The sequence below is a fragment of the Paraburkholderia sp. WC7.3g genome (assembly GCF_050436345.1).
GTDB classification, from domain to species: Bacteria; Pseudomonadota; Gammaproteobacteria; order Burkholderiales; family Burkholderiaceae; genus Paraburkholderia; species Paraburkholderia podalyriae.
Window position 1 is genome coordinate 585,065 of the sequence record NZ_JBNDMA010000002.1, and the last position, 17,691, is coordinate 602,755.

The 17,691-nt window shown below is 64.8% G+C and carries 16 protein-coding genes; 9 read left to right on the top strand and 7 right to left on the bottom strand.

Translation table 11 applies throughout. The features are described 5' to 3' along the window. The 4 genes from queE to OKW43_RS14205 all read left to right on the top strand — a co-directional run bounded on the left by queE (position 1) and on the right by OKW43_RS14205 (position 2,788). Positions 1–633: a 7-carboxy-7-deazaguanine synthase gene (queE, locus tag OKW43_RS14190; protein WP_187632353.1), complete on the top strand. Its 633-nt coding sequence runs from the start codon at positions 1–3 to the stop codon at positions 631–633. 9 nt (positions 634–642) lie between these two features. Beyond that, positions 643–1,086, top strand: coding sequence for a 6-carboxytetrahydropterin synthase QueD (queD, locus tag OKW43_RS14195; protein ID WP_187632644.1), 444 nt, complete (start codon positions 643–645; stop codon positions 1,084–1,086). Between the two features lie 200 nt (positions 1,087–1,286). Then, positions 1,287–2,069: an HpcH/HpaI aldolase family protein gene (locus OKW43_RS14200; RefSeq protein ID WP_429447992.1), complete on the top strand. Its 783-nt coding sequence runs from the start codon at positions 1,287–1,289 to the stop codon at positions 2,067–2,069. Further along, positions 2,066–2,788: a tetratricopeptide repeat protein gene (locus OKW43_RS14205; RefSeq protein ID WP_429447994.1), complete on the top strand. Its 723-nt coding sequence runs from the start codon at positions 2,066–2,068 to the stop codon at positions 2,786–2,788. The genes OKW43_RS14200 and OKW43_RS14205 overlap by 4 nt, the downstream gene beginning before the upstream one ends. A gap of 65 nt (positions 2,789–2,853) precedes the next feature. Here the strand turns inward: OKW43_RS14205 and rodA are convergent, their stop codons facing one another. From rodA to OKW43_RS14230, 5 genes are all read right to left on the bottom strand, one after another. After that, complete coding sequence (gene rodA, locus OKW43_RS14210) at positions 2,854–4,002, bottom strand: rod shape-determining protein RodA (protein ID WP_187632350.1); 1,149 nt, start codon at positions 4,000–4,002, stop codon at positions 2,854–2,856. A 10-nt stretch (positions 4,003–4,012) separates the two neighbouring features. After that, a complete protein-coding gene (gene mrdA / locus OKW43_RS14215) occupies positions 4,013–6,400 on the bottom strand; it encodes a penicillin-binding protein 2 (protein ID WP_429447997.1) in 2,388 nt (795 codons plus the stop codon). Between the two features lie 79 nt (positions 6,401–6,479). After that, on the bottom strand, positions 6,480–6,992 hold the full coding sequence (gene mreD / locus OKW43_RS14220; RefSeq protein ID WP_187632348.1) for a rod shape-determining protein MreD: 513 nt from the start codon (positions 6,990–6,992) through the stop codon (positions 6,480–6,482). Next, on the bottom strand, positions 6,989–8,125 hold the full coding sequence (gene mreC / locus OKW43_RS14225) for a rod shape-determining protein MreC (protein WP_429447999.1): 1,137 nt from the start codon (positions 8,123–8,125) through the stop codon (positions 6,989–6,991). Before mreC ends, mreD begins: the two co-directional genes overlap by 4 nt. Positions 8,126–8,275: 150 nt before the next feature. Then, positions 8,276–9,319 carry a rod shape-determining protein gene (locus OKW43_RS14230; protein WP_004189550.1) on the bottom strand — a complete coding sequence of 348 codons (1,044 nt, stop codon included), beginning with the start codon at positions 9,317–9,319 and terminating at the stop codon, positions 8,276–8,278. A 374-nt stretch (positions 9,320–9,693) separates the two neighbouring features. Between OKW43_RS14230 and gatC the strand changes: the two genes are divergently transcribed. The 5 genes from gatC to OKW43_RS14255 all read left to right on the top strand — a co-directional run bounded on the left by gatC (position 9,694) and on the right by OKW43_RS14255 (position 14,929). Further along, entirely contained in the window at positions 9,694–9,993 is a 300-nt protein-coding gene (gene gatC, locus OKW43_RS14235; RefSeq protein ID WP_187632346.1) for an Asp-tRNA(Asn)/Glu-tRNA(Gln) amidotransferase subunit GatC, read from the top strand. Positions 9,994–10,147: 154 nt separating this feature from the next. After that, positions 10,148–11,635 carry an Asp-tRNA(Asn)/Glu-tRNA(Gln) amidotransferase subunit GatA gene (gatA, locus tag OKW43_RS14240; RefSeq protein WP_429448001.1) on the top strand — a complete coding sequence of 496 codons (1,488 nt, stop codon included), beginning with the start codon at positions 10,148–10,150 and terminating at the stop codon, positions 11,633–11,635. A 5-nt stretch (positions 11,636–11,640) separates the two neighbouring features. Then, positions 11,641–13,116, top strand: a complete 1,476-nt coding sequence (gene gatB / locus OKW43_RS14245; protein ID WP_187632344.1) for an Asp-tRNA(Asn)/Glu-tRNA(Gln) amidotransferase subunit GatB — start codon at positions 11,641–11,643, stop codon at positions 13,114–13,116. A 141-nt stretch (positions 13,117–13,257) separates the two neighbouring features. Then, positions 13,258–14,097: a PPK2 family polyphosphate kinase gene (locus OKW43_RS14250; RefSeq protein ID WP_187632343.1), complete on the top strand. Its 840-nt coding sequence runs from the start codon at positions 13,258–13,260 to the stop codon at positions 14,095–14,097. Positions 14,098–14,149: 52 nt separating this feature from the next. Continuing rightward, a complete protein-coding gene (locus tag OKW43_RS14255; protein ID WP_187632342.1) occupies positions 14,150–14,929 on the top strand; it encodes an exodeoxyribonuclease III in 780 nt (259 codons plus the stop codon). Positions 14,930–14,988: 59 nt separating this feature from the next. On the opposite strand, the gene OKW43_RS14260 is transcribed toward OKW43_RS14255, so the two are convergent. Together OKW43_RS14260 and OKW43_RS14265 are read right to left on the bottom strand one after the other, a co-directional pair. Beyond that, entirely contained in the window at positions 14,989–16,311 is a 1,323-nt protein-coding gene (locus OKW43_RS14260; protein ID WP_187632341.1) for a M48 family metallopeptidase, read from the bottom strand. Then, positions 16,293–17,687 (bottom strand): AmpG family muropeptide MFS transporter, encoded by a 1,395-nt coding sequence (locus OKW43_RS14265; protein WP_187632340.1) that lies wholly within the window; start codon positions 17,685–17,687, stop codon positions 16,293–16,295. The genes OKW43_RS14260 and OKW43_RS14265 overlap by 19 nt, the downstream gene beginning before the upstream one ends. Between the last annotated feature and the right edge of the window lie 4 nt (positions 17,688–17,691).

Genomic DNA, 17,691 nt, shown 5'->3' on the forward strand with positions numbered 1-17,691 from the left:
ATGACGTACGCGGTCAAGGAAATTTTCTACACGCTGCAAGGCGAGGGCGCGAATGCCGGCCGGCCGGCCGTGTTCTGCCGTTTCGCGGGCTGCAATCTGTGGTCGGGCCGCGAAGAGGATCGCGCGGAAGCCGTCTGCCGTTTCTGCGACACCGATTTCGTCGGCACCGACGGCGAGAACGGCGGCAAGTACCGCACACCTGACGAACTCGTCGCGATGATCACGTCGCAATGGCCGCAAGGCGAGGGCGAGCGTTTCGTCGTGTGCACCGGCGGCGAGCCGATGCTGCAAATCGATCAGCCGCTCGTCGACGCGCTGCACGCGGCCGGCTTCAAGATCGCGATCGAGACCAACGGCTCGCTGCCGGTGCTCGACACGATCGACTGGATCTGCGTGAGTCCGAAGGCCGACGCGCCGCTCGTCGTGACGAAGGGCAACGAGCTGAAGGTCGTGATTCCGCAGGACAACCAGCGCCTCGCCGACTACGCGAAGCTCGACTTCGAGTATTTCCTCGTCCAGCCTATGGACGGTCCGTCGCGCGACATCAACACGAAGCTCGCGATCGACTGGTGCAAGCGTCATCCGCAGTGGCGCCTGTCGATGCAGACTCACAAGTATCTGAACATTCCCTGATTTGCCGTGCTGACGATTACCCGAAAACTCGAATTCGACGCGGGCCACCGCATTCCCGATCACCGCAGCCAGTGCCGTAATCTGCACGGCCATCGCTACGTGCTCGAAATCACGCTGCAAGGCGATCTGGTCGACACCGAAGGCGCGCCCGATCGCGGCATGGTGATGGACTTCGCCGATGTGAAGTCGCTCGCGGTCGAGCATCTGGTCGACAAGTGGGACCACGCGTTTCTCGTCTACAAAGGCGACACGCAGGTGCGCAGCTTTCTCGAGAGCATGGTGGGTCACAAGACGGTCGTGATCGATCGCATTCCCACAGTCGAAAACCTCGCCGCGATTGCATTCGACATGCTCGCGAACGTGTACGACGCACACTACGGCGTGAACCTGCGCCTGCATAAAGTGCGTCTATACGAGACGCCGAACTGCTGGGCCGACGTGGTCCGCGACTAGCTCTCGCGTCAATCCACGCCCCGCCGCGGGCGAACTCTCGCGTTATTGTCACGGTATGATCGTTCCGACAACCACACGGAGCGAGACATGCCGGTCATTGCATTGCGTCGCAGCAGGCATCGAGGCCGTCAGCGCCCCGGCGCCTACCTGATCCGCTATCTGGCCCCGCTTCGCGTTGCAAACCTGCGCGAGGCCAGCCGATGAGCACCTTCACCAACTCCCTCAAACAACGTCTGAAGGACAACGCGCCGCTATTCGGGCTGTGGCTGTCGCTCGGTAGCGAGACCGCGGCCGAAGCGCTCGCGCATGCCGGCTTCGACTGGCTGCTGATCGACATGGAACACGCGCCGAACGACAGCGGCGGCGTCGAGTCGCAGTTGCGCGCGATCGCGGCCGCCCATCTGCCGAGCGAGCCGGTGGTGCGCGTGCCCGCGAGCGAGCCGTGGCTCGTCAAGCGCGTGCTCGACGCCGGCGCCCGCACGCTGATGTTCCCGAACATCGAATCCGCAGACGACGCGGCACGCGCCGTGCGGCTCACCCAGTATCCGACTGCCGAGGCGCTTGGCGGCCTGCGCGGCGTCGCGGGCGTCGTGCGTGCGGCGGCTTACGGCATGCGGCGCGATTACGTGCAGACGGCCAACGCACAGATCGCGACGATTGTGCAGATCGAATCGGCGCGCGGCTTGCGGGAGGTCGAGCAGATCGCGGCGACGCCGGGCGTCGATTGCGTGTTCGTCGGGCCGGCCGATCTCGCCGCGAGCCTCGGTCATCTCGGCGACGCGAAGCACGCGGACGTGCAGGCGGCGACGGCGCGTATCGTCAGCGCGGCGGACACGGCCGGCATCGCCGCCGGCATTTTCGCGATGGACGTGGCGAGCGCGCGGCAGCATCGCGACGCCGGTTTTCGCTTCGTCGCGCTGGCCGCCGACGTGATCTGGATGTTGCGCGCGACGCGCCAGGCATTACAGGAGGTGAGGTCATGAACGGCAGAGTGCAGCGGGGCGCCGGGCGGACGGTCGCGCAAGTGACCATTGCGGCGGCGCTGCTCGCGAGTGTCGCGTGGCACGCCGCGTATGCGCAGGATCGCGTCGCGAAGGCGAACGATCCGCAGACGCAATCCGCGGTGGCCGACTACAACGCCGGCAACCTCGGCGCGGCGCTGACCGAATTCCGCGAGGCCGCCGAGCGCGGCAGCCGGCTCGCTCAGTTCAACTACGCGATGATGCTGCTCAACGGCGAAGGCGCGCCGGCCAACGTCGACGAAGGCAAGAAGTGGCTGCGCAAGGCCGCCGACGCGAACATGTCGCACGCGCAATACGTGTACGGCAAGATGTACGACGATGGCGAGTTCGTCGGGCGTGATCCGGTGGAGGCGCATCGCTGGTTCATGAAGGCGGCCGCTCAGGGGCATGTGCAGGCGGAGCTCGCGCTCGCAAATCAGTTTCTCGACGGACGCGGCACCGAGCGTGACAACAAGCAGGCGTTCGTCTGGTACAAGAAAGCGGCGCAGGGCGGCGACATGACCGCGCAGTACGTGACCGGGTCGTTCTACGAGCGCGGCGGCGATGGTGTCGACCGCAATCTGAACGTGGCACGCGCGTATTACGCGGCCGCGGCGGCGCAGGGCGACCCGGCGGCGCGCCTCAAGTATCAGCAGCTGAGCGCACAGCTGCGCGATCAGAAGGAAGTGAAGCCGCAGTGACGAAAAAGGGCGCTCGCAAGGAGCGCCCTTTTGCATTTTCGACCGCTGCTTGCCGCTAGCTGCGGTTAGCTCTGCATCAACCTCTTCTGTCGCGCGACGCTCATGATCAGTCCGATCGCGACGCCCAGTGTAGTCAGCGCCGTGCCACCGTAACTCATGAACGGCAACGGCACGCCGACCACCGGCAAAATCCCGCTCACCATGCCGATATTGACGAACGCGTAGGTGAAGAACGCCATCGTCAACGAGCCGGCCAATAATCGCCCGAATAACGTCGCGCCATTGGCCGCGATGTAGAGCCCGCGCGCGATCAATAGCATGTACAGCGTGAGCAGCACGATCCCGCCCGCCAAACCGAACTCTTCCGAAAACACCGCGAAGATGAAGTCGGTGTGCTTCTCGGGAATGAACTCCAGATGCGCCTGCGTGCCCTTCAGCCAGCCCTTGCCGAGCGGGCCGCCCGAGCCGATCGCGATTACCGCCTGAATCGTGTGGAAGCCTTTGCCGAGTGGGTCCGAGGTCGGATCGAGCAGCGTGCAAATACGGTGCTTCTGGTAGTCGTGCATCAGCGGCCACTGCACTTCGGGCTGACAGATCTTGTCCTGGAACGCCGCGATCGACGCAACCGCAATCACGGCCGCGATCAGCACCGGCACGATCAGCCTGAAGCTCAGTCCGGCGAAGTAAATCACGAATAAGCCGGCCGCGAACACGAGCACGGCCGTGCCCAGGTCGGGCTGCTTCGCGATCAGGGCGACCGGCACGATGAGGATCACGAAGCCGACCAGATAGTCGTACCAGCGCATCACGCCTTCGCGGCGCTGGTAATACCAGGCTAGCATCAGCGGAGTCGCGATCTTCAGGATTTCCGACGGCTGGATCACTACGCCGACGTTGATCCAGCGTTTCGCGCCCTTGCGCGTGAGGCCGAACATCGCGACCGCGACCAGCAGCGCGATCCCGAACGTGTAAAGCGGGACTGCGAAGCGCATCAGCGTATTGGGCGGCACATTGGCGAGGGCCCACATCAGCACGAAGGTGAGCAGGATGTTGCGCAACTGGTCTTCGACGCGGCCCGGCATGTCGAGCGTCGCGCTGTACAGCGTGACGATGCCGACGCACAGCAGCAGAAACACGATCAGTGCGAGCGGACGGTCGAAGCCCACGAACATCCGCTTGATGCGCTCGAGCCAGGCGCGCTTGTCGAATTGCATGCCTTTCTCCTTATTCGATGCCGCCGGCGGCCGGCTGGCGCGGCGACGCGCGCTGGATGCTGTCCTCACGCGACGGCGCCGCTACGGTCGGCGCCGGCTCGCTTGCGGGACGGGGTTTGTGCGGGGCGCCAGGCGTATGCGGCGCGGACTTCTTTGCCGCGACCGAAGCCGAAGCGGGCTTCGCCGCCGACGCCGCTCGCGCCGCGGTGGCCGAAACCGCTGCGGGTGCGCTGGTCGACGCCATTGCCGCAGCGCCCGCCGATGCCGCGCCGGCCGATGCCGCGACCGGCGCCGACGCGCCATTCAGGCCCGAAGCGGAAACAGCCGCCGACGCACCGGAGGCCGCCGCGGCAGGGGCGGCTCCCGGCACAGGCAGTGCCGTAAAGCCCGCCGCAATCTTGAGCGGCTGAGCGCCATCATGCGATGCCGGCGTATCGCCGACCTGCGGCGCGGATGCTTCGAGCGTGGTCGATGCCGCCGCTGCGACGGCCGCTTGCTCCGCGCCGGGCTTGTTTTTGCCGATCAGGTAGTAGTCGAGCACCCTGCGCGCGATCGGACCGGCCGCCTCCGCGCCCCAGCCGCCGTTTTCGACGACCAGCGCGAGTGCGATCTTCGGTTGATCCACTGGCGCGAACGCGATGAACAGCGCGTGGTCGCGCAAATTCTCGGCAACCGCGTGACCTTTGTAGTTCGCACCCTGCAGCGAATACACCTGCGCGGTACCGGTCTTGCCGGCGGCCTGGTACGGCGCGCCCGCGAACACCTTGGCCGCCGTGCCGTTCGTCACCACGCCTTCCATCGCGCGCTTGATGAAGTCGATGTCCTGCTGCTTGACCGCGATCTTGTCGCTCGGATCGCGCACCACCGGCCGCGTGTCCTTCGTGATCGGATTTTCGATGTCGCGCACGAGGTGCGGTTTCATCACGACGCCGTCGTTCGCGAGCGTTGCGGTGGCATGCGCGAGTTGCAGGATCGTGAACGAGTTGTAGCCCTGGCCGATGCCGAGGCTGACCGTCTCGCCTTCGTACCACTTCTGCTGCTCGGGCCGGCGGTACGCGTGGCGTTTCCAGTCGGTCGACGGCAGGATGCCCTTCGCCTCGCCGGCGATGTCGATACCGGTGACCTGCCCGAAGCCCCACGGCTTCATGAAGTTCGCAATGTTGTTGACGCCGAGATCGTGCGCAAGCATGTAGAAGTACGTGTCGTTCGACACGACGATCGCGCGGTTCATGTCGATCCAACCCTGCCCGGAGCGCACGTCGTTGCGGAACGTGTGGCCGCCGAACGTGTAGTAACCGGGGTCCTGGAAGCCCCAGCTCGGCGTGCGCTTGTGCAGCGTCAGCGCGGCGAGCGCCATGAACGGCTTGTAGGTCGAGCCCGGCGGATAGGTGCCGTGCAGTGGCCGGTTCAAAAGCGGATGGTCGGGCGAGTTGTTCAGTTCGTCCCAGGTCTGCTGGTCGATACCGTCGACGAAGGAATTCGGATCGAAGCTCGGCGCCGACACGAACGCGAGCACGTCGCCGGTGGACGGCTCGATCGCGACGAGCGCGCCGCGGTGTCCGGCGAACGCCTGCTCGGCGACCTGCTGCAGACCGATGTCGAGCGACAGCTCGAGGTTGTTGCCCGGCGTCGCCTGGGTGCGCGACAGGGTGCGCACAGGGCGGCCGCCCGCCGTCACCTCGACTTCCTCGAAGCCGGTCTGGCCATGCAGCTCGGTCTCGTAGCTCTGCTCGACGCCGATCTTGCCGATGTAGTCGGTGCCCTTGTAATTGTTCGCATCCAGACGCGGATCGTAGTGATCCGGGTCGCTGTCGTTCTGATCGCTCGCATCGTCGATGCGGTCCTGGTCGCGCTGCGAAATCCGTCCGATGTACCCGATCACGTGCGCGGCAGTCGGCCCGAGGGGGTACTGGCGGAACAGCCGCGCGCGCACTTCTACGCCAGGAAAGCGGAAGCGCTGCGCGGTGAAGCGCGCGACTTCGTCGTCGGTCAGGCGCGTGCGGATCGGCAGACTTTCGAAGTTCTTCGAGTCTTCCTGGAGCTTCTTGAAGCGGCGGCGGTCGCGCGCGTCGATCGACACGACGGTGGCGAGGTTGTCGACTACGTTGTCGAGCGTGTCGTTCAGCTTCGACGGCGTGATTTCGAGCGTGTAGGCCGAGTAGTTCTTCGCGAGCACGACGCCGTTGCGGTCGGTGATGATGCCGCGGTTCGGCACGATCGGCGCGACGGAGATGCGGTTTTCATCGGCCTGCAGCGAGTACTTGCTGTAGTGCCAGACCTGCAGGAACAGGAAGCGGAAGCCGATCAGCCCGAAGCAGACGAACACGAACAGCCCCGCCGCCGCGACGCGCAGGCGGAATTTCGTGAGCTGCTGTTGAGTGTCCTTGAATTCGGTCATGCGATTCTGCAAAAGGCCGGCATGCGGCGATCAAGAGTGTGCGCCCAAACCGGCCGCAGCCGGTGGGTCTGTTGCGGGATCAAATGGGGCGCGTATCGTCCGGGTCGGCGGGGCGGCGCTGCGGCATCAGCAGCAAGATGCTCGCGACCGGCCACAACGCCGCTTCGACGAAACCGTCGATCAGATAGCTCCAGCCTGGAAAGGCCGCGCCGGTCAACAACCGGATCACGAACGGCACCAGCTGCGCGACGACGAGCAGCGGCATCACCGCAAAGGTTTGTACGCCGAGCGACATCCACAGCACGCGGCGGTGAATCGTGATCGCGCCGTACGACAGCAGCGTGTATGCGAGCGCGTGCTCGCCGAGCAGGCTCGCGTTGTGCACGTCCATCAGCAGGCCGAGCAGAAACGCGATGCCCATGCCGACCTTGCGCGGCTGATGCACATTCCAGAACAGCAGCACGAGTGCGACGAAGTCGGGAACGCCGGCGAGACGCCCCCACGGCATCAGGTTCAGCAGGAACGCTGCTGCGAGGCTGAACGTGATGAAGTATGGGTTGACCGGCTGCAGGATATATTGCGGGCGATTCATGGCTGAGCCCCCGGCTCGGCTTGAGGCTTCGCGTTCTTCGCGGCGGCCGCCTTTTCGGCTTTCCTGTCGGCTGCTGGCTTCTCGGACTTCTTGTCGGCGGCAGCTTTGGCCGGCGCCTTTTCCGTTGATTTGGCCGCAGGCTTTTCGGCGGCGGTTTTGTCGGCGTCGTTCCTGTCGCCAGGCCTGGCGGCGGATTTATCCGCCGCGCCCTTGCCATCCGCGGCTTTGGCGCCCTTTTTCGCTTTCACGTCCTTCGCGACGGTTGCCGCGTCGGGTGCGTCAGCCGGGCGCGGCAGCGCGTCGTCGTGGACGTGCAGCACGAGCACCTGACGCGCCCCGCGCACCGCCGCGACAGGCAGACTGACCACATGCGCAAACGCAGTGTCGGCCTGCTTGTCGACGCGCACGACCTTCGCGACCGGCAGCCCCGGCGGATACACACCGTCGAGTCCGCTCGTGACGAGCTCGTCGCCAGTCTGCACGTCGGCGCTGATTGGCACGAAGCGCAGATCGAGCGTGTCGCCCTTCGGCGTGCCGTAGATCACGCTGCGCAAGCCGGTGCGCAGGATTTCGACCGGTACGGCCTGGTCCTTGTCCGTCAGCAGCGTGACTTCAGCCTGCAGCGGGAACACCCGTGTGACCTGGCCGATCACCCCGTCTTCGTCGACGACCGGCGAGCCGTTCTGAATGCCTTGCTGCGCGCCGCGTCCGATCACGACCTTCTGCGTGAACGGATCGCGCGTGTCGTACTGGATTTCGGCGGGCAGCGATTGCGTGGTGAGGCGCTGCGACAGTTCCAGCAGCGCGCGCAGATGGCCATTTTCGGCGGCGAGCGACGCGGCCTTGTTGGCCTGCTGCGACAGTTGCAGATCCTTCGCCCGCAGCTTTGCGTTCTCGTCGCGCAGCGTGGCGCTCGTCACGGCGAGGTCGGCGGCGCCCATGAAGATATCGCGCGGCACGAGCGCTGCGCGCTGCAACGGATAAAGACCCGCGCCGACCACGCCGCGGACGATTTCGAGCGTCTGGAAGCGGGCATCGGAGATCAGCAGGGCGAGCGCCAGCACGACGAAGAACACCAGCCGGGCGAGAGCGGAGGGGCCTTGCTTGAACAGGGGCGGCGGACTGTATTCCATGGTCGGCGCCGGGGGCGTGAGCGGTTGGGTGAGACGGCGACGCGCAAGGCGCGGTCAGCGCGCGGAGGCTGGTCGGCCCAGCCAACGACAAAGCGGCCCGCAAGGGGCCGTGTGCCAGATCCGCGTTACTGACATGGGAGGAAGGCTCGCTTACTCGTACGAGAAGATGCTGCCGAGCTTGTCCATGCGCTCGAGCGCCATGCCCGAGCCGCGCACGACGCAGGTCAGCGGGTCTTCGGCGACGAGCACCGGCAGGCCGGTTTCTTCAGCGAGCAGGCGGTCGAGGTCGCGCAGCAGCGCGCCGCCGCCGGTGAGCATCATGCCGCGCTCGGCGATGTCCGCGCCGAGTTCCGGCGGCGTCTGTTCCAGTGCGATCTTCACCGACGACACGATCTGGTTCAGCGGATCGGTCAGTGCTTCGAGGATTTCGTTGCTGGAAATCGTGAAGCTGCGCGGAATGCCTTCCGACAGATTGCGGCCCTTCACTTCCATTTCCTTGACTTCGGAGCCCGGAAACGCGGAGCCGATTTCCTTCTTGATGGCTTCGGCGGTCTGTTCGCCGATCAGCATGCCGTAGTTTCGGCGAATGTAGTTGACGATCGCTTCGTCGAATTTGTCGCCGCCGACGCGCACCGAGCCCTTGTACACGATGCCGCCGAGCGAGATCACGCCCACCTCGGTCGTGCCGCCGCCGATATCGACGACCATCGACCCCGTTGCTTCCGATACCGGCAGGCCCGCGCCTATCGCGGCGGCCATCGGCTCTTCGATCAGATACACCTGCGAGGCGCCCGCGCCGTGCGCGGCTTCCTTGATTGCGCGGCGCTCGACCTGGGTCGAACCGCAAGGCACGCAGATGATGATGCGCGGCGACGGCGAGAACATGCGCGATTCGTGAGCAGTCTTGATGAACTGCTTGATCATCTGCTCGGTGACGGTGAAGTCGGCGATCACGCCGTCTTTCATCGGGCGGATCGCCTCGATGTTGCCCGGCACCTTGCCGAGCATCTGCTTGGCTTCCTTGCCGACTGCCTGAATGGTCTTCTTGCCGTTGGGGCCGCCTTCCTGGCGGATCGACACGACCGACGGTTCGTCGAGAACGATGCCCTTGCCGCGCATGTAAATAAGGGTGTTGGCGGTGCCGAGGTCAATCGCCAGATCGTTGGAGAAGTAGCTGCGCAAAAAACCGAACATTCAAAATCCTGTCTCGCTGGGGGCCGGGCCTCGCACCGTATGCGTAGGGCGGCAGCGGAAAAATAACAGCTTCAACCGGGCGGTAGCGTCGCCACATGAACTTGAAGCTGCGGGGAAGTCTACCGGAGGCGGTTGCAAACCGAGGGCTGAAAGCGCCGGACGTTCCTGGAAAATGTCCGCAAGGCCTTGGTAAGTCGCTCCGGGTTTGGGTCGAACGCGTAATGATACCTTATAATTTTGGATGTTTTGAAGGAAACGGAGCGCACATTTTGACGTTGCCGCGCCTTTTTGTGGATTGTCCTATCTTGTCGTAACCCGCTGTTACAACGCGACTTTTTTGCGTGTTGCGACATTCCACCCATTCCGGTGAATGCATGGCTCTGACCCTGACCGATGTAAAACGCATCGCGCATCTCGCGCGGCTCGAACTGGCCGATGCCGACGCCGAGCACACGCGTGCCCAGCTCAATGATTTTTTCGGCCTTGTCGAGCAGATGCAGGCGGTCGATACCGCCGGCATTGCGCCGCTTGCCCATCCGATCGAGCAGATCGAAGACGTTGCGCTGCGTCTGCGTGACGACGCCGTCACCGAGACGGTCGAGCTCGAGGCTTTCCAGCGCCCCGCGCCGGCCGTCCAGGACGGCCTGTACCTCGTGCCGAAGGTGATCGAATAAGACCTGACGGGCAGACCCCGGTCTGGCGTCGGCGCGAACCGCCATGCCGCAGCGCGGCTTCGCCGCGAACCTTGCCGGGCCGGTCTGCCGACGGGCAACCGAACGCCTCCACGGCAGCGTGACCACGCTGCCGCGCTTTCCAGGATAAAACGCAATGCATGAAAAAAGTCTGACCGAATTGCGCGCCGCGCTCGCGGCCAAGCAATGCTCCGCAGTCGAACTGGCGCAGCTGTACCTGAAGCGGATCGACGCGGCCAATAGCCTGAATGCGTTCATCCAGGTCGATCCCGAACTGACGCTCGCGCAGGCGAAAGCCGCCGACGCGCTGTTGCACACCGGCCACGCCGGCCCGCTCGTCGGCCTGCCGATTGCGCACAAGGACGTGTTCGTCACGAAGGGCTGGCGCTCCACGGCCGGCTCGAAGATGCTCGCGAACTACGAAAGCCCGTTCGATGCGACCGTGGTCGCACGTCTGCAGACCGCAGGCATGGTGTGCGTGGGCAAGACCAACATGGACGAATTCGCGATGGGTTCGTCCAACGAGAATTCGTACTTCGGCGCCGTGCAGAATCCGTGGGACCGCAAGGCCGTGCCGGGAGGGTCGTCGGGCGGCTCGGCTGCGGCCGTAGCCGCGCGTCTCGCGCCCGCCGCGACCGGCACCGACACCGGCGGCTCCATCCGCCAACCGGCGTCGTTCTCGGGCATCACCGGCATCAAGCCGACGTACGGCCGCGTGTCGCGCTACGGCATGATCGCGTTCGCGTCGTCGCTCGACCAGGGCGGCCCCATGGCGCAAAGCGCGGCTGACTGCGCGACGCTTCTGAACGCGATGGCCGGCTTCGACGAGCGCGACTCGACCAGCCTGTCGCACGAGCATGAGGACTACACGCGCTACCTCGGCAAGTCGTGGCAAGACGGCGGTGCGGACAAGCCGCTCGCCGGGCTGCGCATCGGCCTGCCGAAGGAGTACTTCGGCGCCGGTCTCGCCGACGACGTGCGCGCGTCGATCGACGCCGCGTTGAAGCAGTACGAAGCGCTCGGCGCGACGCTCGTCGAGGTGTCGCTGCCGAAGACCGAACTATCGATCCCGGTCTACTACGTGATCGCGCCGGCGGAAGCATCGTCGAACCTGTCGCGTTTCGACGGCGTGCGGTTTGGCCATCGCGCGGCCGGGTACCGTGATCTGCTCGACATGTACAAGAAGTCGCGCGCCGAAGGCTTCGGCCCGGAAGTGAAGCGCCGCATTCTGGTCGGCACCTACGTGCTGTCGCATGGCTATTACGACGCGTACTACCTGCAGGCGCAGAAGATTCGCCGCATCATCGCGCAGGACTTCCAGCAGGCGTTCAAGCAGTGCGATGTGATCATGGGCCCGGTCGCGCCGTCGGTGGCGTGGGATATCGGCGCGAAGGGCGACGATCCGGTGCAGATGTATCTGGCCGACATCTACACGCTGTCGGTGAGCCTCGCCGGCCTGCCCGGCATGAGCGTGCCGTGCGGCTTCGGCGCGGGCGCGAATGCGCAGCGTCCGGTCGGTCTGCAGATCATCGGCAACTATTTCAATGAAGCCCGGATGCTGCAGGTGGCCGACGCGTTCCAGCGCGCGACCGACTGGCACCGTCAGGCACCGGCAGGAGTGTGAGCACCATGACCAAACAATGGGAAGTCGTGATCGGTCTGGAGACCCACACGCAGTTGTCGACGCATTCGAAGATCTTCTCGGGCACCGCGACGAAATTCGGCGCCGCGCCGAACACGCAGGCCAGCCCCGTCGATCTGGCCTTGCCGGGCACGCTGCCGGTGATGAACCGCGGCGCGGTCGAGCGCGCCATTCAGTTCGGCCTCGCGATCGGCGCAACGGTCGCGTCGCGCAGCATCTTCGCGCGCAAGAATTACTTCTACCCCGATCTGCCGAAGGGCTACCAGATCAGCCAGTACGAAATCCCCGTCGTGCAGGGCGGTCAGGTGACGATCCAGGTGCCGGCCAATGAAAAGGCGGGCAAAGAAGCGTACGAGAAAACCATCAACCTGACGCGCGCACACCTCGAGGAAGACGCGGGCAAGTCGCTGCACGAAGACTTCGCGGGCATGACCGGCATCGACCTGAATCGCGCCGGCACGCCGCTGCTCGAAATCGTCACCGAGCCGGAGATGCGCAGCGCGGCCGAGGCCGTTGCCTACGCGAAGTCGCTGCACACGCTGGTCGTGTGGCTCGGCATCTGCGACGGCAACATGCAGGAAGGCTCGTTTCGCTGCGACGCGAACGTGTCGGTGCGTCCGGTCGGCCAGAAGGAATTCGGCACGCGCACCGAGACCAAGAACCTGAACTCGTTCCGCTTCCTCGAGGAAGCGATCCAGTACGAAGTGCGTCGCCAGATCGAGCTGATCGAAGACGGCGGCACGGTGGTGCAGGAAACGCGTCTGTACGATCCGGACAAGCGCGAGACGCGTTCGATGCGCAGCAAGGAAGACGCGCACGACTACCGCTATTTCCCCGACCCCGACCTGATGCCGCTCGTGATCGACGCCGCGTGGGTCGAGCGCGTGAAGAGCGAGATGCCCGAGCTGCCGGAAGCGATCCAGCAGCGCTTCGTGTCGCAGTACGGCCTCACGCCATACGACGCGAACGTGCTGACCTCGAGCAAGGCGACGGCCGCTTACTTCGAGGCGGTGGTCGCGAAGGTCGGCCCAGCCAACGTGAAGGTTGCGGCGAACTGGGTGATGGGTGAAGTGTCGTCGCATCTCAATCGCGAAGGCCTCGACATTGCCGCGTGCCCGGTCTCGGCCGCGCAGCTCGCGCTGCTGCTGCAACGCATTGCCGACGGCACGATTTCGAACAAGATCGCGAAAGAAATCTTCCTCGCCATCTGGGAAGAGAAAGCCACCGACGATGCCGCCGCCGATCGCATCATCGAGGCGAATGGTTTGAAGCAGATTTCGGACACTGGTGCGCTCGAAGCAATCATCGACGAAGTGCTTGCCGCGAATCAGAAGTCGGTCGACGAATATCGCGCCGGCAAGGAAAAGGCGTTCAACGCGCTGATCGGACAGGCGATGAAAGCGACCAAAGGCAAGGCCAACCCTGCTCAGGTCAACGAATTGCTCAAGAAGAAGTTGTCCTGAGTTGAAGTGCCGCGGGCGGGCGTGATCACGCCTGCGCCACCACGGGCTGTTGCCGGATTGAAGCAGGGCAACGGCCCGTTCTATTTTGCGAACCCGCTTCACCGGTTAATCGTAGGTAAGCGTAGATCACGGAGTATGTGCATGGCAAAGCAACCCGATCTCGACGATTTCCTCGTGCCGTATTTCGACGACGGCAAGAAAAACGGCCACTTCTCGCTCGACGATTTCGATCCCAAGGCGAAGCCGTTTTCGAGCGGCTCGAAAGATGCGGACCGCGCGCGTCTGTCGGAGATCGGCCTGCTGCTCGACAATTTGCAGGAACGGCTGCATGCGCAGCGCAAGCGCCGCATGCTGCTGGTGCTGCAAGGCATGGACACGAGCGGCAAGGACGGCACGATCCGCGCGGTGTTTCACGAAGTCGATCCGCTCGGCTTGCGCATCGTGCCGTTCAAGGCGCCGACGCCGGTCGAACTCGCGCACGACTTCCTGTGGCGCGTGCATTCGCAGACGCCCGCGGCCGGCGAGCTGGCGATCTTCAACCGCAGTCACTACGAAGACCTGCTGGTGCCGACCGTTCAGGGCGAGATCGACGCGGAGGCGTTCCTGCAGCGTTGCCGCCACATCCGCCAATTCGAGGAGATGCTTGCATGCAGCGGCACGGCGATCCTCAAGTGCATGCTGCACATTTCGAAGGACGAGCAGCGCACGCGTTTGCAGGCGCGCATCGACGATCCGCTGAAGCACTGGAAATTCGACGTGTCGGATATCGAAGCGCGCAAGCAGTGGAACGTGTATCAGTCCGCGTATCGCGACGCGCTCGCCGCGACGTCGACCGAATACGCGCCGTGGTACGTGATTCCGGCCGACTCGAAGACGCATCGCAACGTGATGATCGCCGAACTGCTGCTGCGCACGCTGGACGCGTTGAAGCTCGAATATCCGCCCGCCAAGGAGTCGCTGAAGGGCATCAAGGTCGAATGAACGCGGCCTCGCCCCCTGGTTTCACAAACGAATCGAACAAAAGAGGAACGACATGTTGCGTGTGATTACCGCCAACCTCAACGGCATCCGTTCGGCGGCGAAAAAGGGCTTTTTCGACTGGTTCGGCGAACAAGCCGCCGACGTGCTGTGCGTGCAGGAAATCAAATGCTCGCAGGACGACATGACACCGGAGTTTATGGCGCCGCACGATTTCACCGGCTATTTCCAGCATGCGGTGAAAAAGGGTTATAGCGGCGCGGGCGTCTATACGCGGCACGAGCCGGACGAAGTGGTGATCGGCTTCGGCAGCGAAGAGTTCGACCCGGAAGGGCGCTATGTCGAGCTGCGTTTCGGCGAGCTGTCGGTGATCTCGGTGTACGTGCCGTCAGGCTCGAGCGGCGACGAGCGCCAGCAGGCCAAGTTCCGTTTCATGGACGAGTTCATGCCGCATCTCGCCGAGCTGGCGAAGGAGCGCGAGGTGATCGTGTGCGGCGACGTGAACATCGTGCACAAGGAAATCGACATCAAGAACTGGAAGAGCAACCAGAAAAATTCGGGGTGCCTGCCCGAAGAGCGCGCGTGGCTCGACCAACTGTTCGACGAAGTGGGTTACGTCGACGTGTTCCGCACGCTCGACCAGCGGCCAGAGCAGTACACGTGGTGGAGCAATCGCGGTCAGGCGTATGCGAAGAACGTCGGGTGGCGGATCGATTACCAGATCGCGACGCCGGGTATCGCGAGCAAGGCGAAGCGCACCGACGTGTTCCGCGATATCAAGTTCAGCGACCATGCGCCGCTGACCGTCGACTACGACCACAAGGTCAAAAAGTAAGCCTACCGAGCGCGGCGCATGGCGCGCCGTGGCCCGCCAGCAGTCGGCAGAAGCGGGTATCAGTCGCGCACCGGCTTGCGGGTCGGCCGGCCGATCCCCGCGAAATCGGGCAACTCGTCGACGCTCCTGCCGATTGCCTTCGCGTAGAGCGCCAGCATGTCCGGCAGCCGCTTGATGATGTCTTCGCGGCGCGCCGGCGTGTACGGGTGCACGTAGATGAAGCCCTGTTCGCGATTGCCGCGCGTCACCTGCGCGAGCTTGTCCCACAGCGTGACCGCCGCGCGCGGATCGAAGCCCGCGCGCGACGCGATATCGCTACCGATCACGTCGGCTTCGGTTTCGTCGGTGCTCTCGTACTTCATTTCCAGCAGACGCGAACCGATGCCGAGCGGCGCCATGCCGAGATCGGCGAGGCCGAACAGCTGCGGGATCGTGCCGGACGAATCGAGCTGGCTCGCCTGCAACTGACCGAGTCGCATCCTCGCATGCTCGCGCAACGCGTGCGCGATTTCGTGACCGATCAGCATGCCGACCTCGTTGTCGTTCAGGCGCGCGCGATCGAGTATCCCGCTATAGACGACGATCTTGCCGCCCGGCAGGCAGTACATGCGGATGTCGTTCGAGCGCACCACCGCGACTTCCCACTTCCAGCCCTTGGCTCGCTCGTTCCACTTCAGCGAATACGGAATCATCCGGTTGATGATCGAGCGCACGCGCGTCACGCGCGCGTCCGTGTCGCCGTACAGGCGGTTCGCGTGGCTGGCGCCGTAGACGATCTGGTTGAATTCCGCTGCGGCCTGCGCCTCAAGCATCGACGACGGGATCAGGTTACGGAACACCATGTAGCCGCCGTAGCGCAGTTGCGGACTCACATAGTACGGCGGCGGTACGGCTGCGGCGGCCGATGCCGCTGCGGCCGATGCCGCGGCGGGCGCTTTGGCGGTAACGGGCGGTTGCGCGGACTGAGGCGCGGAGCCCGAGGTGGCGGCGGGCGGAGCGCTGCCGCTATTACTGGGCGTGCCTGGGGCACCGGCGTTAGCGCCGGTGGTGCTGTTACCCGTGCCAGCATTTACACCGCCAGCGTTGTTGTTGCCGGGCGAGGTCGGTGTCGTGTTTTCCGCGCTGGGGCCGCTTGTCGCGGATTTGGCCGCAGGCGTCGGAGCGGGATTGGGTGTCGCACCGCTCGTGGCCGCGGCGGCAGCAGCCGGCGCGGGAGCTTGCGCGCCGCTCACCGGACTGGCGCCAGTCGCCGCCGCGCCGGCCGCATAGGCGCTCACTGGCATCGCCAGCGCGACGCTCGCGCAGCCGAACATGCAGACGGCGCTGAGTGCGGGGCCGCGCGGGCGAGTCGGAAACTGTGCCTTCACGACCGTTCCCTCCATGGCGCGATACGCAACAGCAGCAGCATGCCGGGCACCGCGAGCGCGGTACAGAGGATGAAGTAGTCGAACCAGCCCATGCGCGCGACCACATAGCCGCTCGCCGCCGACGCGAGCGTGCGCGGTACCGATGCGAGGCTCGTGAACAGCGCGAACTGCGTCGCGGTGTAGCGCGGATCGGTGGTGCTCGCGATGTAGGCGGTGAACGCGGCCATCGTCAGCCCGGTGGCGAAGGTCTCGAAGCCGTACACGAGCGCGAGCGCGACCGAGCGGGGATCGAGCTGTACGCTCCAGTCGATGCCGACGAACGACAGCAGCCTCGACGTGCCCTCGCTGAGCGCGACCGCGATGTTGTAAATCGCCGCAAGTCCGGGCGAATCCGGGCCGAGATGCGCGAGCCACGCGAAGCCGAGCGTCGACACCATCTGCAGCAAACCGAAAATCCACAGGCCACGGCCGATGCCGATCTTCATCAGCCAGATCCCGCCGATGATGCCGCCCGCGAGGCTCGCGCCGAACGCCGTGGTCTTCGCGATCACGCCGATCTGCGTGCGCGAGAAGCCGATGTCGAGGAAGAACGACGTGGACAGCGTGGTCGCCATCGTATCGCCGAGCTTATACATGAAGATAAAGCCGAGCACGAAAAGGGCAGCGCGCCAGCCGTCGCGCTGGATGAATTCCCTGAACGGCTCGACGATTGCCTCGCGCAGATTCTTCGGCGGCTCGCCGTGCACCTCGGGCTCGCGCACGACCAGCGTCATCAGAACGCCCGGCAGCATGAACGCGGCGGTCACGATGAACACGGTGCTCCACGGCAGATGATCGGACAAAATCAGCGCGAGCGAACCGGGCACGAGCGCTGCGATCTTGTACGCGTTGACGTGCACGGCGTTGCCGAGGCCCTGCTGCGTGTCGCTGAGCAATTCGCGCCGGTAAGCGTCGATCACGATGTCGGAGCTCGCGCCGAAGAGTGCGACCAAAGCGGTCAGCGCGGCGACGGTCCAGATCGATTCGCGCGGCGACACGAAACCTAGCGTCGCCATCGCGCCTGCCACGAGCAATTGCGTGACCAGCATCCAGCCGCGCCGTCTGCCGGGCCGCCAGCCGGGCAGACGCGGCACATACCGGTCCATCAGCGGTGCCCAGACGAATTTCCAGGTGTACGGAAACTGGATCAGCGCGAAGAGGCCGATTTCCTTCAGATTGACGCCTTCCGAGCGCAGCCACGCCTGCACGAGGTAGACGAGCGTAAACAGCGGCAATCCCGACGTGAAGCCGAGAAAGACGCAAATCAGCATGCGCGTATTCAAAAACGCGCGCCAGCCGGGATGTTCTTCGTGAGCGGTAAGTGCGGGCGCCTCGTGCGGCGGGTTCGACATGTGG